This is a genomic window from Coleofasciculus sp., from assembly GCF_046565525.1.
GTDB lineage: Bacteria > Cyanobacteriota > Cyanobacteriia > Cyanobacteriales > Coleofasciculaceae > Coleofasciculus.
Genome location: NZ_JBKHUP010000025.1, coordinates 1 through 23,586, shown reverse-complemented (window position 1 = coordinate 23,586; position 23,586 = coordinate 1). Strand labels below are relative to the sequence as shown.

The 23,586-nt window shown below is 46.2% G+C and carries 18 protein-coding genes; 6 read left to right on the top strand and 12 right to left on the bottom strand.

Annotated elements, in window-relative coordinates; translation table 11 throughout:
* Nucleotides 1-208 precede the first annotated feature (208 nt).
* Nucleotides 209-2,401 carry a lytic transglycosylase domain-containing protein gene (locus ACLGGO_RS11310; RefSeq protein WP_446419387.1) on the bottom strand — a complete coding sequence of 731 codons (2,193 nt, stop codon included), beginning with the start codon at nucleotides 2,399-2,401 and terminating at the stop codon, nucleotides 209-211.
* Nucleotides 2,402-2,465: 64 nt separating this feature from the next.
* Here ACLGGO_RS11310 and ACLGGO_RS11305 point away from each other — a divergent pair, with 64 nt between their 5' ends.
* Both ACLGGO_RS11305 and ACLGGO_RS11300 read left to right on the top strand, forming a co-directional pair.
* Nucleotides 2,466-2,744, top strand: coding sequence for a hypothetical protein (locus tag ACLGGO_RS11305; RefSeq protein ID WP_446419386.1), 279 nt, complete (start codon nucleotides 2,466-2,468; stop codon nucleotides 2,742-2,744).
* Between the two features lie 56 nt (nucleotides 2,745-2,800).
* Nucleotides 2,801-4,273, top strand: a complete 1,473-nt coding sequence (locus ACLGGO_RS11300; RefSeq protein WP_446419421.1) for a leucyl aminopeptidase — start codon at nucleotides 2,801-2,803, stop codon at nucleotides 4,271-4,273.
* Between the two features lie 101 nt (nucleotides 4,274-4,374).
* Here ACLGGO_RS11300 and ACLGGO_RS11295 read toward each other — a convergent pair whose 3' ends face one another.
* The 4 genes from ACLGGO_RS11295 to ACLGGO_RS11280 all read right to left on the bottom strand — a co-directional run bounded on the left by ACLGGO_RS11295 (nucleotide 4,375) and on the right by ACLGGO_RS11280 (nucleotide 11,179).
* Nucleotides 4,375-4,596, bottom strand: a complete 222-nt coding sequence (locus tag ACLGGO_RS11295; protein WP_446419385.1) for a DUF6464 family protein — start codon at nucleotides 4,594-4,596, stop codon at nucleotides 4,375-4,377.
* A gap of 415 nt (nucleotides 4,597-5,011) precedes the next feature.
* Nucleotides 5,012-8,218, bottom strand: coding sequence for a glycoside hydrolase family 9 protein (locus ACLGGO_RS11290; RefSeq protein ID WP_446419384.1), 3,207 nt, complete (start codon nucleotides 8,216-8,218; stop codon nucleotides 5,012-5,014).
* Between the two features lie 577 nt (nucleotides 8,219-8,795).
* Complete coding sequence (locus tag ACLGGO_RS11285) at nucleotides 8,796-9,860, bottom strand: LOG family protein (protein WP_446419383.1); 1,065 nt, start codon at nucleotides 9,858-9,860, stop codon at nucleotides 8,796-8,798.
* 71 nt (nucleotides 9,861-9,931) lie between these two features.
* Nucleotides 9,932-11,179: an MFS transporter gene (locus tag ACLGGO_RS11280; RefSeq protein WP_446419382.1), complete on the bottom strand. Its 1,248-nt coding sequence runs from the start codon at nucleotides 11,177-11,179 to the stop codon at nucleotides 9,932-9,934.
* Between the two features lie 584 nt (nucleotides 11,180-11,763).
* Between ACLGGO_RS11280 and ACLGGO_RS11275 the strand changes: the two genes are divergently transcribed.
* Both ACLGGO_RS11275 and ACLGGO_RS11270 read left to right on the top strand, forming a co-directional pair.
* Nucleotides 11,764-12,765, top strand: a complete 1,002-nt coding sequence (locus ACLGGO_RS11275) for a hypothetical protein (protein WP_446419381.1) — start codon at nucleotides 11,764-11,766, stop codon at nucleotides 12,763-12,765.
* Nucleotides 12,766-12,922: 157 nt separating this feature from the next.
* The gene (locus ACLGGO_RS11270) at nucleotides 12,923-14,011 is read left to right on the top strand and encodes a hypothetical protein (RefSeq protein WP_446419420.1); all 1,089 of its coding nucleotides are present in this window, start codon (nucleotides 12,923-12,925) and stop codon (nucleotides 14,009-14,011) included.
* 80 nt (nucleotides 14,012-14,091) lie between these two features.
* Here the strand turns inward: ACLGGO_RS11270 and ACLGGO_RS11265 are convergent, their stop codons facing one another.
* The 4 genes from ACLGGO_RS11265 to psaD form a co-directional block, all read right to left on the bottom strand.
* The gene (locus ACLGGO_RS11265) at nucleotides 14,092-14,964 is read right to left on the bottom strand and encodes a fructosamine kinase family protein (protein ID WP_446419419.1); all 873 of its coding nucleotides are present in this window, start codon (nucleotides 14,962-14,964) and stop codon (nucleotides 14,092-14,094) included.
* 640 nt (nucleotides 14,965-15,604) lie between these two features.
* Nucleotides 15,605-15,991 carry a hypothetical protein gene (locus tag ACLGGO_RS11260; protein ID WP_446338227.1) on the bottom strand — a complete coding sequence of 129 codons (387 nt, stop codon included), beginning with the start codon at nucleotides 15,989-15,991 and terminating at the stop codon, nucleotides 15,605-15,607.
* A gap of 599 nt (nucleotides 15,992-16,590) precedes the next feature.
* Nucleotides 16,591-18,138, bottom strand: coding sequence for an anthranilate synthase component I (gene trpE, locus ACLGGO_RS11255; protein ID WP_446419380.1), 1,548 nt, complete (start codon nucleotides 18,136-18,138; stop codon nucleotides 16,591-16,593).
* Nucleotides 18,139-18,527: 389 nt separating this feature from the next.
* Nucleotides 18,528-18,986 carry a photosystem I reaction center subunit II gene (psaD, locus tag ACLGGO_RS11250; protein WP_446338225.1) on the bottom strand — a complete coding sequence of 153 codons (459 nt, stop codon included), beginning with the start codon at nucleotides 18,984-18,986 and terminating at the stop codon, nucleotides 18,528-18,530.
* Nucleotides 18,987-19,341: 355 nt separating this feature from the next.
* Here psaD and cobO point away from each other — a divergent pair, with 355 nt between their 5' ends.
* Nucleotides 19,342-20,022, top strand: coding sequence for a cob(I)yrinic acid a,c-diamide adenosyltransferase (gene cobO, locus ACLGGO_RS11245; protein WP_446419379.1), 681 nt, complete (start codon nucleotides 19,342-19,344; stop codon nucleotides 20,020-20,022).
* Between the two features lie 207 nt (nucleotides 20,023-20,229).
* On the opposite strand, the gene ACLGGO_RS11240 is transcribed toward cobO, so the two are convergent.
* Nucleotides 20,230-20,997 carry a ChaB family protein gene (locus ACLGGO_RS11240; protein WP_446419378.1) on the bottom strand — a complete coding sequence of 256 codons (768 nt, stop codon included), beginning with the start codon at nucleotides 20,995-20,997 and terminating at the stop codon, nucleotides 20,230-20,232.
* A 288-nt stretch (nucleotides 20,998-21,285) separates the two neighbouring features.
* On the opposite strand from ACLGGO_RS11240, the gene ACLGGO_RS11235 reads away from it, so the two are divergent.
* Nucleotides 21,286-21,945 (top strand): TraX family protein, encoded by a 660-nt coding sequence (locus ACLGGO_RS11235; protein ID WP_446419377.1) that lies wholly within the window; start codon nucleotides 21,286-21,288, stop codon nucleotides 21,943-21,945.
* Between the two features lie 273 nt (nucleotides 21,946-22,218).
* Here the strand turns inward: ACLGGO_RS11235 and ACLGGO_RS11230 are convergent, their stop codons facing one another.
* Together ACLGGO_RS11230 and ACLGGO_RS11225 are read right to left on the bottom strand one after the other, a co-directional pair.
* Complete coding sequence (locus tag ACLGGO_RS11230) at nucleotides 22,219-22,761, bottom strand: 1,2-dihydroxy-3-keto-5-methylthiopentene dioxygenase (RefSeq protein WP_446419376.1); 543 nt, start codon at nucleotides 22,759-22,761, stop codon at nucleotides 22,219-22,221.
* 148 nt (nucleotides 22,762-22,909) lie between these two features.
* The coding region (locus ACLGGO_RS11225) for a tetratricopeptide repeat protein (protein WP_446419375.1) at nucleotides 22,910-23,586 on the bottom strand (677 nt) is incomplete at its 5' end.

The window sequence follows — 23,586 nt, the reverse complement described above, 5'->3', positions numbered from 1 at the left end:
TAATATTAAACTAAAGTCTCCTAGGAATCTGACCTAAGTCAGTGACATTCAATTTCATGTAGTGAATTAACCCAATTATGATGGATGAAAGCGTTAATTTAACGGGGCGGGTTTAGTCGCATCTGGGTGGGGTAAGAAACGATAATAGTGAAACCCGCCCCTACATTCAGAAACACTCAAGACGCGCCATGACACGTCTCTACACTTTCTATGGTGATATTCCTGGCTGGCTCTTGGAATAGTTTTGTAACAACTGATTTACCTCTGGATTATACAGCCGCAAATAATTCCAATAATTCTCAAAAACTGCCTCCACATATCCCTTCGTTTCCGCAAAGGGAATCTGTTCAATGAAAGCATCTGGATCACTAAAATCGTACTGCCTGATCCACTTTGCCACGTTCCCAGGACCTGCATTATAACTCGCCACAGCTAATAGGGAATGGTTATTGTATTCTTGGTGAGTATGATCTAAATACCACGTCCCCAACTTAACATTATCATTGGGATCATTCAGGTCATATTCCTGAAGCTGAATTTTCTGAGCAATCCATTGACCCGTTCCCGGCATGACTTGCATCAAACCCCTGGCTCCCGCCACGGAACCGATTTGGGGTTCAAACCGAGATTCCTGGCGAATTAAACCCGTAACCAATAAAGGATTGAGTTGGCGCTGACCTGACCAATTGACAACGTGCTCAAAAAATGGTAAAGGAAAAAGTGTATGCCAGTAAGCTGGTTCAGCACGCAGTGCTTGCCATTGTTGACGTTCTTCTGGGGTTTGGCGCTGACTCAAAAACCAAACTTGATTAATCCCATTGATGTTATCACCCACGCCTAAACGCATGACGCCATCGGTGAACTGTTCAGCAACCGTGGGTTCCTGTCGATTTTGAAACTCGGCTTGCCAAAGAGTCCAACTATCCTGATTTTGTCCCAATAGATGTAATTCTTTTAAGGTATCCGATCCCACCGGGAGTCGCGATCGCGTTTTCGGTAGCGCAACCGTTGGATTCACATCGCGCACAGTGGTAAAGTCGCCCACATCCCACCCTAAAAATCGGGCAGACCGCCACGCATAATAGGATTCTGGATACTGTGCCAAAACATGCTCAAAAGCAGCTTTCGATTCGTCTTGACGTCCCAATTCCATTGCCCATCTTCCCACCCAAAACGCCGCTTCGGGGGCGATAGGGCTATCGGGACTATCCGTGGTAATCGGTTGCGCCCATTGCCATGCTTCGGCTAAATTCCCGGCTTTGGCTTTCTGAGAAGCCGCCTGCCAACGATACTCCGCCGCCGCATTAGAACTGGGATATTGGGTTAACACCGACTGACGCGCTTGGGCGGCGGATTGAGAACTCCCCAAAGCATCCAGGATTGTTGCCTTGCTGAGTAAGGCTTCTGGGGCTTCATCGGGAAACTTAGCCACCACTTGATCCAGGTAGGAAATTGCCTCTTGGGACTGTGATAGACTCGCCAGACGTCGCAATCCTAAGCCCGTTTCCTTAGCATCAGGAAAGTCCCGGATCAGCTTTTGATAGGCGGCTTTCGCTTCCGTGCGTTTGCCTTTGAGGTGATACCCGCGCCCCACTCGGTAAGCATGTTCGGGCGTGGGCGGGGCTTTTGCGTATGCTTTGGCAGCTTTGGTGTATGCTCGGGTTTCCCAATAGCCAAAAGCAATTGCCTGCCAGTCTTCGGGCTGTAATTGAGACGCATACTCATCTACCAAGCGATCGCGGATTCCCCCACTACCAGGAACATCGTGTGCTGATTTCGCCAATAGTAAGAGTAAATCCAGTTGTTTAGGATTCTGTTGCAGTTTTTGGCGGGCAATATCTAGAGTGCGGGGATGGGTGGGAAACTGTGCGATCGCCACTTTCCAATACTCTGGATTCGATTGACCTAAACTATAGAGGGCTTGCGCTGCTACGGGTTCATTCGGATAAGTCAAGAGAATTCCTTGCCAAGCTTCTTGGGCATTGGCTGTATCCCCCATTGCTTCGTAGGCTTGGGCGCGTTTGAGGGCAATGTGAGATGCCAACTCAGGATAATTAGAGTCTAATCCCTCTAACCATTGAAGTGCCGCCTCTGGCTGCTTTTGTTCAATTAAATCCGAGGCTAGCAGATAGCGGGCGCGATATTGATCCAGGGATTGGCGCCCCGTGGCGATGTCAGTCAGTTGAACCGCCCTAGCTTGGGGGGGTAGGGATACCAAGGGCAATACCAAGGATTGAGTATCCTTTTGGGTTAAACTGAGTTGACTGTTCGAGGACTCACCGCCCCAGTTTTCCAGAACACCCGTTTGTTTGAGGACAAACCAGGAGGAACCACAGATGGTAATCAGCAGTAGTCCCGCCCCAACTGTTACAGGAAGTCTGTATTTTTGTACCTTTAGCATGAAACCTATTTCGCCCAACACTGATAAGATCTACTGCTTCCCATTTTGACGAAGGATTGGAAAAATGGGTGGCATTCAGGGGAAGATGGGGGAGTTATCAGTTATCAGTGAGCAGTTATCAGTGAGCAGTTATCAGTTATCAGTGAGCAGTTATCAGTTATCAGGAGCAGAGGGAGCTGGGGAAGCTGGGGGAGCAGAGGGAGCTGGGGGAGCAGAGGGAGCTGGGGAAGCTGGGGGAGCAGAGGGAGCAGAGGGAGCTGGGGAAGCTGGGAGACAAAATTTCTATAGTCCATTACCCTGTTCCCTATTCCCTATTCCCTGTTCCCTAACAAATGACGAATGACGAATGACAAATGCAATACTAAAGATGAGGTAAAAGATAAGAGACAGAACGCAGGAATGGAAATTCGAGCAACGGATACACCACGGGTAGATTGGACTGGTGATGCCCTAGCACTGGGATTCTTTGAAGATGCTGTGGAGTTAACGGGCGATTTAGCCCAGCTTGATCAGAAACTCTCAGGTACGCTTAAGGAACTGATTGAGGAAAGCGAATTTAAGGGAAGCGTTGGCAATAGTGCTGTAACTCGTGTGGGTGCCGGTAGCTCAGTTCGCAAAGTTATTTTAGTTGGGCTGGGAAAATCTGATGCCCTAACGGTAGATAGTTTACGCCGAACAGCGGCTGCGATCGCGCGGATGGCAAAGCAGCAAAAGAGCAAAACCCTGGGTATTAGTCTACCTGCGGCGAATAATGATGCTGCCCTCAGCGCTCAAGCAATAACGGAAGGGATTACTCTAGCACTGCATGTCGATAATCGCTTTAAGTCGGAACCTGAAGATAAGGGTGCGAAATTAGAACAGGTTGAATTACTCGGACTCGGTGATGTCCAAGATGCAATTAACCAAGCCAATGCGATTGGTGAAGGTGTAATCTTAGCACGAGAGTTAGTCGCCGCCCCTCCTAATTCTGTAACACCAATGACGTTGGCACAGACGGCACAGGATATTGCCTCCGCTTATGGCATGACGCTAGAAATATTAGAGCGAGAAGAATGCGAAAAGTTGGGCATGGGCGCGTTTTTGGGCGTGGCGCAAGCCTCAGAAATGCCACCCAAGTTTATTCATCTCACCTACAAACCAGAAGGGACACCGCGTCGAAAAGTGGCGATTGTGGGCAAAGGATTAACCTTTGATTCCGGTGGCTTGAACCTGAAAGTCTCAGGTAGCGGCATCGAAACCATGAAAATGGATATGGGAGGGGCGGGTGCTACCTTAGGTGCGGCAAAGGCGATTGGTCAATTAAAGCCAGATGTGGAGGTTCACTTTATTAGTGCCGCGACGGAGAATATGATTAGTGGTCATGCACTGCATCCTGGTGATATCCTCACCGCGTCCAATGGTAAAACCATTGAAGTGAATAATACCGATGCCGAAGGACGGCTGACTCTCGCTGATGCTCTGGTGTTTGCCGAAAAGCTAGAGGTGGACGCGATGGTGGATTTAGCCACCCTCACCGGGGCTTGTGTCGTGGCTCTCGGCAATGATATTGGTGGACTTTGGACAACCGATGACACCCTAGCGGCTCAACTCAAAACAGCATCGGAAAAAGCGGGCGAAAAGTTCTGGCAGATGCCGATGGAAGAGAAATATTTTGAGGGAATGAAGTCACCGATTGCTGATATGAAAAACACCGGTCCTCGTGCTGGTGGTTCAATCACGGCGGCTCTATTTTTAAAGCAGTTTGTGAAAGAGACATCCTGGGCGCATTTAGACATCGCAGGTCCGGTTTGGGCAGATAAAGAAGACGGGTGCAATAATGCTGGGGCGACAGGTTTTCCAGTTCGCACGCTGGTTCACTGGGTTTTGGCGTAAGCTAAATTCGTAGCGACCGTAGGGGTTTGGTTACCAAACCCCTACCCTTGTCAATTATCAATTATTAATTATCCATTGATAAATTTTTATCGGATGAGTCTCTAGTCGAAACTCACATCCGGTTCATAATCTTGACAGGGTTCGCAGGAACCAAGAGGGTTCACAGCACAAAGCAAAAACGCTGAGTTAGCATAATATCGACAGGTATATTTTTTATCGACCGTTTTTGATAATTGCCTCATTCGTTGCTCGTGAAAATCAATCAAGCGTTTAATCTGAGCATGAGAGTTCAGACGTAGGCGTTTAAATCCAATTGTTGTCATCGCTAACTTAACCCAATACAGTTTTGGGATTTATTTCCTTAATTTTCTGTAGACAATGGTATAATAACGCCTAATTGTGCCATAAAATATCTGCCCGATTGCACAGATACAAAGGGAAACCTTATGCATTCATTATATTTTGCACCTTGCCCTAGGGAATAGTTCAGTCCATTTTGAACAAGGCTTTTGAGCAAACAATCGGAGAATGGACAAAACCGTAGACACATCGATTAGGACTTTCCGAACTGTTGTTCCAGACGTTGCAGGCAACGTCTGGAACTAAATGATGTGTCCTAACCGCTATGGCGGTTGCTATACTTGAAACATCCTTTGTAGTAAAATACCCCCACTAATTGCTTCTAATCAAACCAAATTGGCAGCAGGATAATTTCTCAGCTATCCTGCTTTCCCTTCTCTAGGAAGCGACTACATCCGCAACGGTCAACGCATTCAACTTATCGAGGTTGAGTCCCGAAATACTATCGAGTGCTTGTCCGCCTAATTCCCCATACATTCTAGCCAATGCCCCGGTTAAGCCAGCATTGTAGTCCATCGCCACTTCATTCCGAATGAAGTCCGTGCGCTCATCAACATAATCAAAATCATTGGCTGAAGCTGGACCCCCAACCAGCGCTCCGTAGAGAGTGTGCTGATTATCGCGAGAATCGCTAATATTCGTCACTCCAGAAGCGGCACGGTGGTGAGGGTTGAGCGCATAGTCCTCACCAAAACCAACCATATAGCTAAAGTCGCGGGGATTATCGCCGAGAATGTAGTCAATTTGCCCCTCAGCAAAATCAGAGTATTTCCCGTTGGGGTCATTCACCGTATCCGCGTAGACGCCAGCCAAGAATGAGGTATTGGCGCTGTAGCGCAGGGAACCCCACTGACTCAGCCATGCGAGTCCACCGGAGGTATAGGTTGGGGTGCTACCGCCAGGAAGCCAGGAGTTTAACCAGCCTTCCACATCACTCTTATAGGCAGATTTCCCAGTTTCTTGAGCTAACAAGATAGCCGCACCATAAGATTTGTCATCCCACGATTGCGTCCACCCCGGACCAATTCCCTGGTATAAACTTTCGGCTTTGTTGAGATATGTCTTATCCGTACTACCCGTCGCTTCAGTTGCTTTGTGCAGCCAAGTCGCACCCCAAACTAACTCGTCTTGGAAACCACTGAAGGAATTGTAGAATTGACCCGCATCGGGAATCGCGTCAGTATACGTGCCGCGATATTGGTCGGCAAAATCGTAGAGTTGTTTCGCGTTCTGGAGCAGTTTATCCGCGTAGGCTTTGTCTACATCTCGGAAGACAATCGAAGCCGCCGCCAGAGACGCCGCCGCTTCCCCTGCTAAATCAGACCCAGGATTGGAGCGGTCGATTTTATAGGCGGGTCGTTCCATGGTCATGTTTTCCGGAGCGCCCCAGTAAGCATGGTCGATGTTACCGTCTCCAACTTGTCCGAAAAACTCTTTAGTGCCTTGGCTATCGGTGACGTGGGCTTTGAGGATGTAATCGGTACCCCACTTAATCGAGTCTAGAATTTCTTCAAATTGTCCACTTTGCTGATAAGCATCCTGGTATTCAATCGCGCCCCAACCCAGCATTGTTATTGAAGCGGCTCCCGGTAAGCCGAACTTAACGTGGTCGCCCGCGTCGTAGTAACCGCCGGTGAGGTTACGCCCCACACCTGAGCCATCGTTTAAGGCAGAATCGCCGCGCCAAGGGATAGGATTGTGAGCAGGTAGGTCACCAGAGCGTTGAGCATAGTAGAAGAGGATGGACTTTTGAAGTGCCTCTCCATAATTAAAAGCCCCTTGCTGAGGAGGGGGTTGGGATACATCATCATTGGTAATAGTGCCTACCCCTTGAGCGTCCCCAATCGTGGCGTTAGTGGCTTGGGAGAGATTCACTTTAAAGGTTTCATTGCCCTCTACCGTTGTATCACCCAAGATGGGTACGGTAAACGTCTTACTCGTTTGCCCAGGGGTGAAACTCAATGTACCGGATTTAGCCGTATAGTCAGACCCAGCAATGGCTGTGTCATTCGCCGTGGCGTAATTCACACTGACGGTTTGAGTACTCGCGGCGGAGAGGTTGACGGTAAAGGTGGCGTTTTTCGTGCCACTATCGCCTTCGGTGATGCTGACATCATTGATAGATAACTGTGACAGTACTGGGGCAGAATCATCATTATCGACAATTGTGCCGACACCTTGAGAATCCGCAATCGTCGCGTTGGTGGCTTGGGAGAGGTTTACTTTAAACCTTTCATTCACCTCATCCAGGGTGTCACCGATAATCGGTACAGTAAACGTCTTACTGGTTTGCCCAGGGGTGAAACTCAATGTACCGGATTTGGCGGTATAGTCAGACCCAGCAATGGCTGTGTCATTCGCCGTGGCGTAATTTACACTGACGGTTTGAGTACTCGCGGCGGAGAGGTTGACGGTAAAGGTGGCGTTTTTCGTACCAGTATTGCCTTCAGTGATGCTGACATCATTAATCGAAAGGGTTGGCTGCGTGGGTGAACTGGTTCTAGGAACTAATTCAATGTAGTTAACATTGAACGAGTTGGAAAGCATATCCAGGCGCAATTGTTGGCTACCTGCGGAGAGGTTCACACCTTGAGCCGTCACATTCTGCCAAGATTGCCAGCCACCTGTTCCGCCAAAGCTTAGGGTTTTGCTTTGACCTTCAACCGAAACCTTTAAGCTGCGCGTACCTGACGACGCTGAGGCAACACGAGCAACAATGTCGTAGGTTCCGGCTGTGGGAACGTTGACATCGTAGGTTAGCCATTCCCCTTGCTGAATCCAGCCAACATTATAGCCGCCACCGACATCTGTAGTGGCTTGGATATCAACATTATCGGAACGATAGCCTCCCCCTGTATTACCAGCGCTTTTATCGAAGAAACTAACATAGTCTTCCGCTTGAATCCGGATGGAGGTATTAGCTGGGGGAGTGCTGGAGTCATCATTGCGAATCGTACCCACCCCTTGAGCATCAGCAATCGTCGCGTTGCTGGCATTGGAGAGGTTAAATCTGAAGGTTTCATTGCTCTCTACCCTCGTGTCCCCAGTTACAGGCACATTGATAATCTTAGAGGTTTCTCCAGCCGCAAACGTGATTATGCCAGATTTGGCGGTGTAGTCAGAACCCGCCGTCGCTGTGCCATTGGCGGTACTGTATTCAACCGTTACAGGTTGGTCACTCGCTTCAGACAGGTTAACCACAAAGTCAGCCGAAACAGTACCTGTGTCACCTTCAGTAACGGTTACATCATTAACAGAGAGAGTGGGTATTGACGGGGAGGTGCCAAGGGGTTCTCCATTGAGACTGTAGCCAGTTGGTTCAGCACTCGTACCGCTACCGTTGAAACCGATAGAAAGACTACCGTCAGCCGCCAGAGTGCCGTTATAGCTGAGGTTGCGGATTGTATAACGGTTGCCTTCTTTGCTAACAATTTCCGCATCCCAGATATTGGTAATTTCAAAGGGAGCTTCAAACTCCAAAGTCCAGCCATTTACTTTGCTGGAGCTATTGTTAGCAATTGAAAGATTCGCGGTAAAGCCACTTCCCCAGTTATTGGTAACATCAAAATCAACAGCAAAAGTCATTCTTTAACTCCTATTATTGAGCGCATTGACCGAAAACAAGACGGTTTCTTGTTCCTAGATCATGAATTTGCGGCTACAATCAGTATCGCTTTTGTATTCTTGTAGCGTTATCGGTAGGTACCACTAATGACTATTGTGGCAAGCTAAATATGAATTGTCATCAGGCTTTAATGAAGTTAATTTAAAGATTCATAGAGGAAAAATGAAAGAAATATATTATGTTAAATAATAATAAATACAATTATTTTTATAATGAAAAATATAATTTTCTTTGGGTGAATTTTTCTCCCTCCCCTTATCTGTTTCAAGAAGAAGGGGAGCAGGGGGAGCAATGTAGAGACGTAGCATGCTACGTCTCTTAGCTGGGGGAGTTGGATCAGTCTGGGCGGGTTTAGTCACATCTGGGTTAGTTCAAAAACGATAGTAGTGAAAAGAGCCCCGACAAACCAGGTTCCCTTGAGTGCAGCAAAGGGTCAACACTCAGACGCTTCTGTCATCACGTCTGGAACATTCACACGCCTCCGACTAGCAAGGGCGTTGGATCAAAACTCAAAACTCTCGCACTTCTCCAATCCCTTTATTTACGCTCAGGATGAGTCGTTTCTGGGGATGCAGCCGCCATTTGACTAATCCTAGCTATCAGTTGATAGAGACGCCCAGAATCTTTGCGGTTAAAGTAAAAAATTAAGCGGGGCAGATTCGCCGTTTCATCGGGGAGTTCTGCGGGTAAAGCCTTGCTTTTTTCAATTTGACCATTGACTACAATGTCACTAAACTCAGCATTAAGCCGTTCAACATCAGCATCGGACAACTCCGATTTAAGACGCATTACGAACCGATTGCCGACATAACGACTGGAGTGATACACACTGTAAAACAGATGAATCGCCTCGTAAGCCACCTCCAGATTATCGGTAACTGTATAAAGGCTAGTATCTTCCGGGCTGATCAACCCTCGTTGAATTAAATGTTTGCGAATATAGGCATCCCAATCCTTCCAGTACGTACCGCCGGGACGATCAATCAAGACCAAGGGCACCGGTTCTAATCGTCCTGTCTGACATAGGGTTAAACATTCAAAGGCTTCATCCTGCGTACCAAAGCCACCGGGAAAAAGTGCGATCGCGTCACTTTCTTTAAGGAAGAATAGTTTGCGGGTAAAGAAATATTTAAACCGAATGAGTTTAGGATCTCCCTTAATAAAAGGATTCGTTTCCTCAAAGGGAAGCTGAATATTTAACCCAAAGGAATTTTTAGCGCCAGCGCCTAAATGCCCTGCCTCCATAATCCCACCCCCAGCGCCTGTCATGACCATAAAACCGTGCTGGGTTAAATAGCGGGCGAACTCGGCTGCGAGTTTATATTCAGGTGTCTGGGGGTCAATCCGTGCTGAACCAAAAATCGTGACCTTGCGGACGTGACGATAGGGATAGAAAACTTGAAAAGCAGATTCCATATCCTCTAACGTCGCCGCGAGGATTTTCCAGTCCAGGCGCTCAATTTCCTCCTCAGTCAGTCGAATGACTACACCTAAGGCACGTTGAATCCATTTTTCATAAGTCAAATTTGGCAGTCGATCAATGAGTGCCGCTAAATCGCTCTTAAGTAACTGCGGATCATAGTCTGAAGGAGATGGAGTCATTGCTACATTTGCTAATGGCTTTCTATTTTATCGAGATTTAACTTATCTTTGTCAGTGAATGCAACTAGGACTTAGGACTCAACCTCCCGATAAACATAAATATCTCGCTCCCGCCCTAGAGCAAATCGGAGAGAATGAGATAAGGTTTTGCTCGATTGAGTGGTAAAAATAATCACGGCTAAGACAATCAAACCCGCCGCGCACAGAAAAATGCCGGGATAGCCCAGAGGTTGAGCTATGGTACCGCCAACCGGTCCTGCGATCGCAATCCCTAAATCAAACCCCGCAATACAAGCCGAGAACACACGCCCACGTTCATGGGCACCGGAGCGATCGGAAATTAAGGCGATCATCAACGGTAATAACACACCAGCCCCTGACCCTTGAATCAGACCAATCAACAAAAAGGCTTGTGGCGTTTGCGCTTGAGAAAATAGGGTTAAGGCAACTCCATAACAAATCAGACTTCCCGTAATAAACACACCTCGCCCGTAATGATCAGACGCCCGACCCACGATTAAACGCATCCCGAAACTCCCTATCGCCGTCGCCGTGAAAAACCAGCCCGCATTTAAATCGACATTCGTTGCTCGGATATACAACGCCGAAAAGGTACTTACCCCACCAAACGCCAACCCAGCCAACAGCAACACCACGGCGGGAATCCGCAGACGGGGACTCGCTAATAACTGCCAGAATCCTTTGAAGGTCAGTTTAGCCGTTTTCTGTTGTGCTCCCTGGACTCGCTGAGGTTCCCTCACCTGAGTGGCACAAACAAATCCGCATAAACCCAGCCCCCCGGAAAATAGAAAAAAAGCATTGTAACCGGCTTGAGCCTCAAGTAATCCGCCCAAGGCTGGACCTAATGCCATACCCAAGGGTGTTACCAGACTCATATAGCCAATTAACTCTCCCCGTTGACCCACGGGTGACAAATCAGTCACCAAAGCGATATAGCCCGTCGTAAACGCCGCTAAACTAACCCCATGAAAGACCCGGATTGCGATTAACCAAGCAATAGAATCCGCGAACAGATAACCTAAGGGTGCGATCGCTACCACAATCGTACCAATCAGCAACACCAGTTTACGGCTATGGTGATCAGCCAAATGTCCCAAACTTTGTCGAAACACCAATAAGCCGATGGCAAAGCTACCCATCACCATCCCGACTTGCTGTGTCGTTCCCCCCATATCTTCAATGTAAGGGGGTAATGCGGGTAGCATCGAAGCTAAACTTGACCAAAACAGGAGACCCGCAGCAAATAGAGTGAGTAGATTCCGGCGTTGTTGCGCTTCCATGGTTATGAAGATTTTCATGCCTTGAGTATCCTGATTGAAACGTTGTTAAGAACCTCCCACGAACGCAACCGCATCCGTTCTGGATGGAAGAAACACATCTGGCGTTTGTCGGGGTGTTAGCGAAGCGGAGCTATCTTTTGACAAAAGACCCACAAGCCTCTGCTCATAAGCTTCACCCAATCCCCTTGAGCAAACGTCTTTCTTCGGAGTCATCTCTTTCTATTTAACATTCTTAACATTTGACGAAACCACCTTCCTCGCCCGATGGATTGGTTTGTGTGAATGGGTAACGGTAGAATACGGCTTTCAGCTTGTCTGCTGTAACCCCTCAGGGAATTGATAGAGCAAAATTAACGCTTATCTGTTAAATTTCGGCAAATTCTCGATATACCTCTCATCTACGCTGTCTTAGCGCTGCTTGCTGGACTTGACAGTCGTAGAAGAATCTGAGTATAGTGTTTATAGTACAAATGTACTAATTAGCGATCGCAAGTGAACAGCCATAGACGCGCCGATCACATCCACACCCAGTCCCTGGAGACTAAGCTGGGGAACATGAGATCGCCGATTGATTTAAGTTATTCAGGATAAGGAGAACAATTGTGGTTGCAACCAAAGACAGTAAAGACCAAATTTTTAAAGCCTTTGAGCAAATCCTGAGCCAACGAAAAACCATTGACTCCAAAATTGCCACCAAAGAAGAAGAAGCCGAAAAACAGAAAAACCAACAGGTTCTAGAAGTCGCCTCAACTTACACCGTCGATAGTATTGTCAAAGGACTAGCGGATTTACAATTAGACTTTGGCACAATTATTAACGAACTCTCAGAAAAATTAACTACCGAATCCGCCAAACGTGACGAACTTAAGTTAGCCATTGAGGTAGAAACTCAGCAATTACAATACTTGCAGCAAATTCGCGTTGTCGCTGACGCCTTGCATATCCTGACCCAAGAACACCAGGAAAACCTGAAGCGACTCGAACAAACGACCACAGAACAGCGTCAGGCGATCGAAAAAGATAAAGCTGACAAACACAAATCATGGCAAAAAAAACAGACAGAATTTGAGCAGAAGGTTCAGGAAGAAAATGAATCTTTAGCCAAAGAGCGACAACAGCAAGAATCTGACTATACCTACAAACTAGAACGTCAGCGCAAAATTGAAGTCGATGAGTATGAAAGCTTAAAACGAAATCAAGAACGAGAACTGCGCGAAGCCAATCAAGAAAAGGAAAAACAATGGTCAGAACGGGAAAAGATTCTGCAAGAGCGTCAGCCTCTATTTAAAGAGTATCAGCAAAAAGTAGATAACTTCCCCAAAGACTTAGACGAGTCTGTAAAAACAGCCAGGGAAGAGGCGATTAAAGACGTTCACCAAGACGCCAAAGTCAAAGCGGAGTTACTGGAGAAAGAGTGGGAATCCGCCAAGCAAAGTTATGAATTCAAGGTTCAATCTCTAGAAGAAACCATTCAAAAACAGACTGAAGAAATTAATCAACTCTATGCTCAGCTACAAGATAGCCTCAAGCAATCTCAGGCGTTAGCGATGAGAGCGTTTGACAGTTCAGCTAATGCTAATAATGCCGAAAAAGTCAAAGGCTAATTAAGTTATTGTCATTCAATTTAATGGTGTAAATCGTCCTTAAGCATTGGTCATTTGTTAGGCTATAAAAGCGCAAATCATCTAATTCTTGACTTCTGCACGCACTGTAATTCCACCCAGCGACACTCGAACAGGAATCAGAATACCCCAGGTAAAAATTATGGCAAGCAAACCCAATAGCAAAAATACCAAAGCTGAAATTCTCGAATCTTATGAAGAATTATGGAAAGAGCGGAAAGAATTAGAAGGGAAACTGAAACAGCTTCAGAAGGAGGTTAAAGATAACAGTGCGTCCTCAAATGATCAGCCTCCTGGAATCATTAGCAAAAAGATATCCGCCGCTTCTGATAAAATGACGGCGACAATAAATAGCTTGGTTGAACTGCAATTGGGATTTGGGAGTGCTGTTAGTAAGTTATCCGAAAAACTCACCTCGGAAGCCGCGAATCTACAAGAACTACGACAAGCGGTTGCTGAAGAAAGTCAACAGCTTGAAGCCTTATATGATTTAGACGAAATCGAAATTGAAGAAGATACCCTGGATGATTTAATTGAAACTTACCAGGAAAACTCCAAAGCATTTGAAGCAGAACTCAGTCAACAACGAGAAGCTTTAGAGCAAGAAATTCAAGATTTGCGGCAAGCTTGGCAAAAAGAGCAGGATGAGCATCAACAGGCAATTAAAGAACGGAATGAAGATCATGAAAGAAGTCATCAACGGGAGGATCAAGAGTACAAGTATGATTTAGAATTGCGCCGCAATTTAGATCAAGACGCTTACGAACAGCAACAGAAAGTCCTGTACAAGGAACTGGAAGAAACCCATCAAGCGCAACAGCAGCAGTGGGAGGAGCGAGAAAAGGCGATCGCACAACAGGAGCAGAAGTTTGACGAGTTAAAATCTAAGGTAGACGCCTTTGATCAAGAAAAAGAAGCGGCGGTGAAGAAAGCCAAAGAACAAGGAAAGGCGATCGCGAATAATCAAGTAAAAGTTAAGGCAGATTTACAACAGTTAGAAATTGATGGACAAAAGCGCTTCTATGATCTACGGATTCAATCACTACAACAAACCATTGAAAGTCAGCAAGTCCGCATTCAAAACCTCTCCAAGCAACTAGATGGGGCTCTGAAACAGGTTCAAGATTTAGCGGTTAAGGCAATTGAAGGAACCTCAAATTCCAATTCTTATCAAGCGCTCAAAGAAATTGCCTTAGAACAAGCCAAAGGGCAAACGAAGACAAAATAAGAGGTGCAGCGGCACTTAGGGGAGCTGTAGAGACGTTGCAAGCAACGTCTCTACTCGCGTTTATCCACCTAACCCAAACTTTAGCCGATAATTTGCTCAATCATCCGATTGGCTTGTGATCCATACCCACCGCCAAAGAGATTAAAGTGATTGAGAATATGGTACAAGTTATACAGGGTTTTGCGCTGCTTATACCCCGAATCTAACTGCCACACTTGGTTATACCCCCGATAGAACGCCGCAGGAAAGCCACCAAACAATTCTGTCATGGCAATATCCGCTTCGCGATCGCCCACATAAGTTGCCGGATCTAACACTACAGGTTCCCCTGACTTGGTAACAGCGGCATTCCCCCCCCATAAATCCCCGTGAATCAGAGAAGGTTTTGGCTGATGATCCAACAATTGGGGAACTTTCATCAATAATTTATCTTGCCCCGGAAAATGTCCCCCGCGACGCTGTGCTAGTTTGAATTGATATCCTAATCGATGTTCGGCAAAAAACTCTGCCCAATCGTCCATCCAATCGTTAATTTGTGGTGTTGAACCAATGGTGTTGTTTTGGTTCCAACCAAAGCGCCCTTGTTTCCCTTGGGGAGGAGTCGCCTGATGCATCGCCGCTAGCTGGCGTCCCATTTCCACCCAGGATTCGTTATTCCCACTGCCAAATTCCAGCCACTCGAGGACAATGTATGCTGAATCTGCTGCGACACCGCACGCGATCGGTTGCGGGACTCTAATGGTATGGGTTTGAAGCATTTGCTTTAACCCCAACGCCTCTGCTTCAAACATACTCACTTGAGAGGCTTGGTTGATCTTGACAAAATATGTAGCATTGTCACCGATTAGCGCACAACCCTGATTAATGCAGCCGCCACTCACCGGACGGCGGTTGACGACTTCAAAGGGTTTGCCTGTGACGTTGCTAATCTGGGCAGCTATCTCTGTCCACATTGTTGACATTGGCATGTTGGCGGCAGACTTCCAAGTTGACATCCTCACCTTCCTATAAGAAAGGTGATTCCTCACCACGCCGTAGGGGTTTGGTAACCAAACCCCTACGGTCGCTGAATGGAGTTGACAGCTCTACGCACACCGCCTCATCAGAGGTCTTACACGCACTCCCTGTCCGTTTTAAGTCTCGGAATGCCCTCCCGCGACTACATGTATCGCTTAGATCAAAAGCATCAAAAAATACTTTTGTTTTGCTTCCAGGTTGGATTTTACCATTGCCCTTCCGTCGTTTCCCTATTGCTGGCCCAGTCCCGGTTTCAACTCATAATGAGTGTATATCGCTGCAAGCGAATGCGGGTTTTTCAACCACTTTTATCATAACACAAAAGTCCCTCTGGAAGGGGGAGGCTTGTGACCCAAATTTCCGGTCAGTTTATCAGAAAGGAGGATCGGCGTTGACTTTCTTTTTCCTGGAGCCTTCTGCTTTTTCAAAAATCAGTCGGTGCAATCGAAAATGATACTAGAATTTACAAAAAACTGTAACAGAAACTACAAAAAAAAATTCTTATGACTGATTCCTTCATTTTAGTCGCTAACTGGGGTTAAACCAACCGACGCTCTAAGTGATTCCGAAAGACAATTATTCGCTATCTTTTGGGCAATAGTCAGAACAATCTGTAGCTTCTGCTGTTAATACTGCACAGGGATTTACAGCACATTTCAGATACGGATCATTTTTAAAATATTTGCAATTTAAGCAGGGGACTTGATGTAAACCTTTGATGGGCGTTAATCGATTCCTGAATGATTTTAATAAATTTGATCGTAATAAAATTAAGACAACCCAAGCCATTACCATCAAGCTCAGGGGCATAAATAATAAACCTCCGTTTTCCTCAAAGGCTGAAGAGTTGCCTTCTCCGGGGTTTGTCCGAAATGGATATTGTGATGGTTGTTCTGTATTGATCTGTTGCAAAGATATTGAAGACTGGCTCAAATAAAAATTATCAGCTTGCTTATTCTGCATGTCATTCACCTCAAAGTATTTTTTCACCTAGAATAGTACAGCTATTTATTACACATTTATTTATTACAGATGATTTGGGAATCAACCGGATATAAGACTTTTTAATGCTCATAGTTGAGCAGGCAATCTTTTTAATCCAATTGGCAAGACCCCTAATTTAACTTCCCGCTTAAGTTTAGTGCCCCTACCTTGGAAGTCATAAGTCACACGCCTGTTTTCACTGGCTAGTTTACAGTTTTTTTGAATGGGTGTTCAATTTACGCTGTACTGTACTACTATAGTTATAACTCAAAAATAAATCTGAAATTTCTCTCTCAAGTTGTATTACAGGTTCTCTCTCAAGTTATACTATCTAGACCGTATCAACGAGACTTTCCCACCAGTATAAGCCGATTTTGCCTCATTTGTAACCTCATCCTAGTGCAGGGGGCGCAGAAAATTTTAACCCACTCTTAGGGGACAAGGGAGACAAGTTTTCAGCAGGTTGTTATTTCTACCGCCTTATCCTAGTCTTTGACAATCGGTGATCTTGATAAATTATCAGTGACAAGCCTGTGTGAGTGAGTGGCAAAAGGAAGTCCTACCCTAAGACTGATGACTTATGACTGTTGACGTTTGTCGGTTGTTTGTAAGCAACGAATGGCTTCTAATAATCCTCTGGCTTTATTTAAAGTTTCTTCGTATTCTTTTTCCGGGTTAGAATCGGCGACTAAACCAGCACCGGCTTGCACAGATACTGTATGTGTGCTAGATGTATGAGGACGAACCACCATAGTGCGAATCGCGATCGCGCTATTGAGCTGCCCTTCAAAGTCATACCAGCCATAGACCCCAGAATAAGCACTCCGCCGTTCCGGTTCTAATTCGTGAATAATTTCCATCGCCCGAATTTTCGGTGCACCACTGACGGTTCCGGCGGGAAAGCAGGCTTTGAATAAATCCCAAGCCGTTTTATTTTCGGCAAGTTCTCCCACCACATTACTGACAATGTGCATAACATGGGAATAGCGTTCGATAACCATTATTTCATCAACTTTCACCGTCCCACTCGTACAAACGCGCCCTAAATCATTGCGACCGAGATCCACTAGCATAACGTGTTCGGCAATTTCTTTGGGATCTTGCAGTAACTCTTGCGCCAACGCTTCATCTTCCTGGATTGTTTGACCTCGGCGACGGGTACCAGCGATGGGACGCAGGGTGGCTTGTAGTTTTCCCGTGGGTAATCGGCTAGCTTTAACCATGACTTCCGGACTTGACCCAATTAATTGCCAATCGCCAAAATTAAAATACGCCATATAAGGCGAGGGATTAATCAGACGCAGGGATCGGTATAAGGCAAAGGGATCACCTTGATAGTTTGCCGAAAGCCGTTGGGAGAGGACAACTTGGAAGATATCACCGGCGCGAATATAGTCTTTGGCTTTGTCCACATTGGCACAAAACTGTTCCTTTTGGGTGTTGCTGGTATAGCTTAACGGCTGCTTGGTAGTTCCTGGCGGCGTCCATTCCAAAACCGTATCCTGACTCGACAAAGGGAGTTGCAGCTTATCCACCAATGTCTGGACGCGATCGCAGGCTTGCTGATAGGCGGATTCCAAGTCCCCTTGAGTATCCCGTAAATCCGCGTAGGCGATCGCCCATATTTTGCGTTTGACCTGATCAAAAACTATTAAGTTATCCACCTGCATCCACAATCCATCCGGCAAATCTTGATCAGATGGAGAGTAAACTGGAACTCTAGGTTCAATCCAGCGAATCAACTCATATCCCCAAAACCCGAACAACCCACCAATTCCCGGTGGTAATTGGGGCAATTTAACCGGATGATAGGGGCTAAGGCAATCCGTTAAAGCCTCAAAGGGATTACCTTCAAACTCCGTCACAGCGCCATTCCTGTGCATCTGCGTCGTGCGATCGCCCCGTGCGACCAACACCCATAGCGGATCACACCCTAACAAACTATAGCGTCCCACATTTTCTCCCCCTTCCACCGATTCCAGGAGAAAACTATAGGGTTGACCCGTACAGACTTTATACCAAGCCGACACCGGAGTCTCTAAATCTGCCACCCACTCTTGGTAAACGGGTACAAAATTACCCTGTTGAGACAGGGCGCAAAATTGAGAAAACTCTGGTAATATCATAGGCTTCAACTGGATGAATTATGAATGGTAGGGAAGATGAGGGAGATAAGGAAGATGAGATGTTCCAGACGTAGCCTGCTACGTCTGGAACATTCCCCAATTACAAAATTCAACGACTCCACCCTGCTACACTTCACCTGACGGTTCCTCTCCCACCTGCGCTTTGTGAGCTGTTGGCGAAGCCTTCGGGAAGGGTACGCTCACTCGCTTCGAGGAGGGGGAATCCTGGCGAATTTTGTTGAAGGTTGAACAGTTCACCCAGATGAACCACCAACCTTCAAACAAATTAACAGACCTGCAACCGATTAACCAGTGCAGCACCCGTCAGTAACCCCCTAACAAGCTGTGCTGAATGGGTATTCTACTCGCCTGATAACGGATTACTGAAACTAGACCTCGTAAGTCGCCTTTCCGCTGAACTTGAGGGTAACAGGTTCTGGGTTGTTACCGATCTTGCGGTCAATCTTACCGACGTAAGGACGCCCTTCGTTGACTTTTTCGGGGAAGACTCCATCTGCGGGGTGCAGATACTGAATTTCACCATTGGGATAAAGCCGGTAAATCTTATAGTCTTCAATTTTGGGCTTAAATTGCGTCCGCAATTGGGCGCCCAAAGCCAGACATTGCTCTTTACGAGATAGATAAAGCAGGTTTTCCCCTTGATTCATGATCGCCGCACCGCCCGTGGGCATTTCAAAGACTTGCTTTTTGGGGCTAGTCCAAGTAATCGCATATTTTTCTTCCACTTGGGCTTTAGTCAGCAAGCCGCCGGTGCTACCGCCGAAGATGGGCGGTTTGCCAGATAGAGTAGGCTGTCCTGTTTCTTGCATGTTTTCTGCTTCTGCCATAACTGTCTCTCAATCTTGTATAAGATATAGGGCATGTGAACTACCTACATTAAATCAATCAACGATTACCATGTAGGCTTCGCGTCTCATTCGCCGATACCGCTACACCAAAAAGATGCTTTGGTTTTGCTCAGCGTCTCTGGTTAGAAAACTAACCTTTATCTCCTCAATCGGAGAACCCGCGCAGTCGCCCTGGTTACCAGGGCAAAAGAAAGACTATTCAGCTGGTTTTCCGGTTTTATGAGCCGAACTAGTTAAGGAATTTTATCATTCTGCTCCGGTTTATTTTGTCACTTTGTCAAGAACTGTTACAGTTAGTAATGAATTCTTAGTCTTATGTCTTGAGTGATTGGTGATGAAAACCAGTTCCTACGGGGAATCTAGCGAATTTGAGGAATCTGAGAAAGCCTCTGGTTTAACCTCAGAGCAGTACCGCGAAAAAATGCAGCGACGCAAACAGGTTCAGGAACAACGTCTGGCTCAAGCGTCAACCGAGAAAGGGTTAATTATTGTAAACACGGGGAATGGCAAGGGGAAAACGACAGCCGCACTAGGAATGGTTTTGCGATCGCTCGGTCATGGCTATCGGGTAGCAATTATCCAGTTTATCAAGGGAGCCTGGGAACCGGCGGAGAAGGCGGCGTTTGAGCATTGGACAAAAGCCGCCAAGGGGGAGACGCCTCAGTTGGAGTTTCACGCCATGGGTGAGGGGTTTACCTGGGAAACTCAAGATCGGGAACGGGATATCACTAAAGCTCAAGCCGCATGGGAAAAAGCGCTGGAGTTTATCCACAACCCAGAGTTTCGCTTAGTGCTGTTGGATGAAGTTAATGTGGCGTTGAAACTAGGATATTTAAGCGTTGAGCAGGTATTGGCAGGGTTAGGGGAAAAGCCCGCAATGTCTCACGTTATTTTAACCGGAAGAGGCGCACCGAAAGCATTAATTGAACAGGCAGATTTGGTCACAGAAATGACGCTAGTGAAGCATCCATTTCGGGAACAAGGAGTTAAGGCGCAACCGGGAATTGAATTTTAATGGATTAGCCTTACACCCGAAAAAAACGTAGGGGCGCACAGACGTGCGCCCCATTTAACGGTAAAATTTCGTCCACAATTTTAGTCAAATTGTAGGGTGCGTTAGTGAATCGTAACGCACCATTACTCAAGGTTGTCGGTTAGGTTGACACCTGTTCCCTCACAGAATAAAAGGCTCGCATCCTTTACTACAAACTACAAACCCAATTTAAGCTGTCACCTTTTGCTTTGACCACACACCATTTTCATCTTCTTCATACTGCTGATGAATGGTCTGCCAAGCGGCTTGTTCTGCCTGGAGCGGGTCTTGACTCTCATCGTACACGCTATTGTAGCGCTTAATGAATGTTTTCTGAGCGTCTTCAGATAGATGCGATCGCACTTCGGGAGACAAATCGCTAGGATCGTTACATTTGCCGGGACAGGGGCGAGGTAGCGTCATATCGCTGGTATGGATTTCTTCCCCACCTGCACTTTGCATTAAGAGTTGATATTCTCCCGATTTTCCCGCTGGAACTTCTACCATCACTAGAAATTCACCAGCTTGCAGGCGTGTTTGGTAAATCGCCGCTTTTTCTTCTGGCATTCCTAAAGCAGCCAGTACCGAGACTAAACCCGCGCCAGCACTACCGGCGAGGGCGCCACTAGCTGCCCCTAATAGTACGGCACTCAAAGGACCGGCTGACACCACAGGACCCACAAAGGGAATCAATAAAACACCCACACCGGTTAGCAGACTTAAGAACGAACCAAATAAAGAGCCAAAAATTGCCCCGGTTCTGAGTCCGCCTAAAATAACATCTTTCTTACTAATAAATCCGGTAATTCGGGTTTGAGATTGAAAATTTTTACCCATCACCGAGATATGATCTGAGGGAACGCCGCGATTCACCAGGCGTCGGATGGCGGCATCGACTTGATCTTGTTCTTTAAATACCGCAGAAACCGTGCGTTCTGCTTTATAATTATCAGCCATGTAAACTCTCCTATTTATATTCTGATTGGTTTTGCTAAGCTACCAGGTTAGGTAATTCAACCAGCATCCTTCATCGCTCTTAGGGTGGATCACGGCATAAATTCTCTCCGGGGCGGGTTTCACCGATAACGTTTGGGAAAAAACCGGTAACTGTACTAAACCCACTCCTACCGGGAAAGCCACGGCGATTAAAATCGCGGAACTACACAAACTAAGTTGCCTGCGCGGACTGAATTATCAAGGGGGTAGTTAACCTAGATTTGGTATAACCAAGACATAGTATTAAAATTGCTAAATTCATTTCACATTAAATTAATCGCCTGTCTGCTGATGCTTATCGATCATGTCGGACGGGTATTTTTCCCGGAAGCAACGATTATGGTTGCTATTGGGCGTTTGAGCTTCCCTCTCTTTGCTTGGCTAGCGGCACAAGGCGAAAACTATACTTCAAATATTTGGAATTATGTATTTAGACTTATCCTTCTGGGAGTTGTCTCACAACCGATTTATTCTCATGTTTATTCTTTAATTTTCTCAGCAACTCCTCCCCTGAATATTTTGTTCGTGCTGGCGGCTGGCGTGACGACGATTCGACTCGCTAAACAGGTTAATAATGGTCTGCTTAAGGCGGCTATTGTTTTATTGTTTACCACGATTGCCATAGCCGCTCGTTTCGAGGCAGGATTCTTTACGTTGCCAATCGTCTATCTAATGTCAAAGTTTAAGCCGGGGGAGTTGAATTTAAAAGGGTGGTTGGTTTATATGTCACTGCATATCCTTTACGTCGCCGTTGGGGGTGGTTTTATCGAATTGGCTGGAGTTATTGCACCGTTATTTATTCTCCTCCATAATGGGGAAGCAGGAATAAAAACACGATGGTTTTACTTGTTTTATCCTGTTCATCTTGGTGTAATCGCTGGAATAAAATCGTATTTAACGATGTATTGAATTAATTAAGACGAAGGATGGATTTTGTTGTTCAGTTATTGGTGACAAGTCGTGTTAGTTCCTAAACCATTGGTGTCAACTTAAGCTCTTGTCAGAACGCAATACTTTGACACAACCCCTCCCTAACCCTCCCCTCATCAAGGGGAGGGAACGTTTCCCCCCTACCCCCCTCGTGGGTGTCGGGAAAGGGCGCACGTCAGTGCGCCCCTACGGTTTCCGGACGGAATTTTAATCCATAAAATTAGGTGTGCTATGCTCCTACCGTGGCTAAATTTATGCCTCAAAATTAATCGCTGTCCCCGTATATTCCGGAACCCAACCTTCTGTTGTAGTGAAATAGCGCACCGCTTTCACCCGTCGAGATGGCGTTAAATGAAACCAATGTTCTGTATTCGCCGGGACATTAATATATTCTTCTGGCTGCACGGTTAATTCCATCTGAGAACCATCGGGACGCACGAAACCGAACACCCCTTCACCTGCGACAATGTAGCGCACTTCGTCATCGGTGTGGTAGTGACAACGGTCAAATTTAGATAGCATTATGTCCAGATTGAGGATATCGGGATGCAGCACAATTAAATCGCGAGACTGATAACCTGCGGCTTGTTTCAGGTGTTCAAAATAGTTATCCAACGCTTGTAAGATTTGTTCCTTTTCTTCATCAGTTAAAGAATCTTGCGCCAACAGGCGGCGAATCTCTGGATTATCGCCAACTGACCAATGATTGAGTTGCACATTCAGGGCGGCTAATTCCTGGGTAATGTCGTTGAGTTGGGTGTAGGTTGTTCCGTCTTGGAGTTGTAAGATTGCCATATCGTGGTTCTCCTTTGGGGTTCTTTCGTAGTCGGGGCTTTAGCCCCTGATCCGATGATTTTTCTGTGCCTAAAGCTAATCTATCAAATTCGGTGTACCACACGACTAGAGGCTGATAAACTCTTTGATAACTGCATCACTGATAACGTTAATCGGTGTCATCTTGAATCAACGCTTGAAATCGCAAATCTGGGCAAAGACTATCTAATTCAGAATTAGTTTTTGTCATTTCTCGGTATTCGTCGGGATTCAGCGTGATAGCTTTTTGCAGGTTTTCCAGGGCTAGGTCAATATTGTTTTGCAATGCAAAATAGTAACCTTTGTTGTAAAATGCCTTAGCGTAATTTGGTTGGATTTCCAGAGCTTTATTACAGGAAATTATCGCTTCCTGTATTCGTCCTAACTTACATAGGGCAAAACCTCGATTGTCCCAGGCTTGATACAAATCTGGTTTAAATTGTAAGGCTTTATCGTAACTAGCGATCGCTTCCTCAAATCGTCCTAACTCAAACAGGGTATTACCCCAGTTGCCCCAGGTTTGATGATGATCAGGTTTAAATTGTAAGGCTTTATCGTAGCTAGAGATCGCTTCCTCAAATCGTCCTAACTCAGACAAGGCTAAACCCCGGTTGCTCCAGGCTAGATGGTCATCAGGTTTAAATTGTAAGGCTTTATCGTAGCTAGCGATCGCTTCCTCTATTCGTCCTAACTCAGATAGAACTAAACCCCGGTTGTTCCAAGCTATAGAGTCATCAGGTTTAAATTGTAAGGCTTTATCGTAGCTAGCGATCGCTTCCTCTATTCGTCCTAACTCAGATAGAACTA

Coding starts and splice junctions, on each gene's coding strand:
- ACLGGO_RS11310 (WP_446419387.1), bottom strand. CDS start 2,401: ATGCTAAAGGTACAAAAATACAGACTTCCTGTAACAGTTGGGGCGGGA.
- ACLGGO_RS11305 (WP_446419386.1), top strand. CDS start 2,466: ATGGGTGGCATTCAGGGGAAGATGGGGGAGTTATCAGTTATCAGTGAG.
- ACLGGO_RS11300 (WP_446419421.1), top strand. CDS start 2,801: ATGGAAATTCGAGCAACGGATACACCACGGGTAGATTGGACTGGTGAT.
- ACLGGO_RS11295 (WP_446419385.1), bottom strand. CDS start 4,596: ATGACAACAATTGGATTTAAACGCCTACGTCTGAACTCTCATGCTCAG.
- ACLGGO_RS11290 (WP_446419384.1), bottom strand. CDS start 8,218: ATGACTTTTGCTGTTGATTTTGATGTTACCAATAACTGGGGAAGTGGC.
- ACLGGO_RS11285 (WP_446419383.1), bottom strand. CDS start 9,860: ATGACTCCATCTCCTTCAGACTATGATCCGCAGTTACTTAAGAGCGAT.
- ACLGGO_RS11280 (WP_446419382.1), bottom strand. CDS start 11,179: ATGAAAATCTTCATAACCATGGAAGCGCAACAACGCCGGAATCTACTC.
- ACLGGO_RS11265 (WP_446419419.1), bottom strand. CDS start 14,964: ATGTGGACAGAGATAGCTGCCCAGATTAGCAACGTCACAGGCAAACCC.
- ACLGGO_RS11260 (WP_446338227.1), bottom strand. CDS start 15,991: ATGCAGAATAAGCAAGCTGATAATTTTTATTTGAGCCAGTCTTCAATA.
- trpE (WP_446419380.1), bottom strand. CDS start 18,138: ATGATATTACCAGAGTTTTCTCAATTTTGCGCCCTGTCTCAACAGGGT.
- psaD (WP_446338225.1), bottom strand. CDS start 18,986: ATGGCAGAAGCAGAAAACATGCAAGAAACAGGACAGCCTACTCTATCT.
- cobO (WP_446419379.1), top strand. CDS start 19,342: ATGAAAACCAGTTCCTACGGGGAATCTAGCGAATTTGAGGAATCTGAG.
- ACLGGO_RS11240 (WP_446419378.1), bottom strand. CDS start 20,997: ATGGCTGATAATTATAAAGCAGAACGCACGGTTTCTGCGGTATTTAAA.
- ACLGGO_RS11230 (WP_446419376.1), bottom strand. CDS start 22,761: ATGGCAATCTTACAACTCCAAGACGGAACAACCTACACCCAACTCAAC.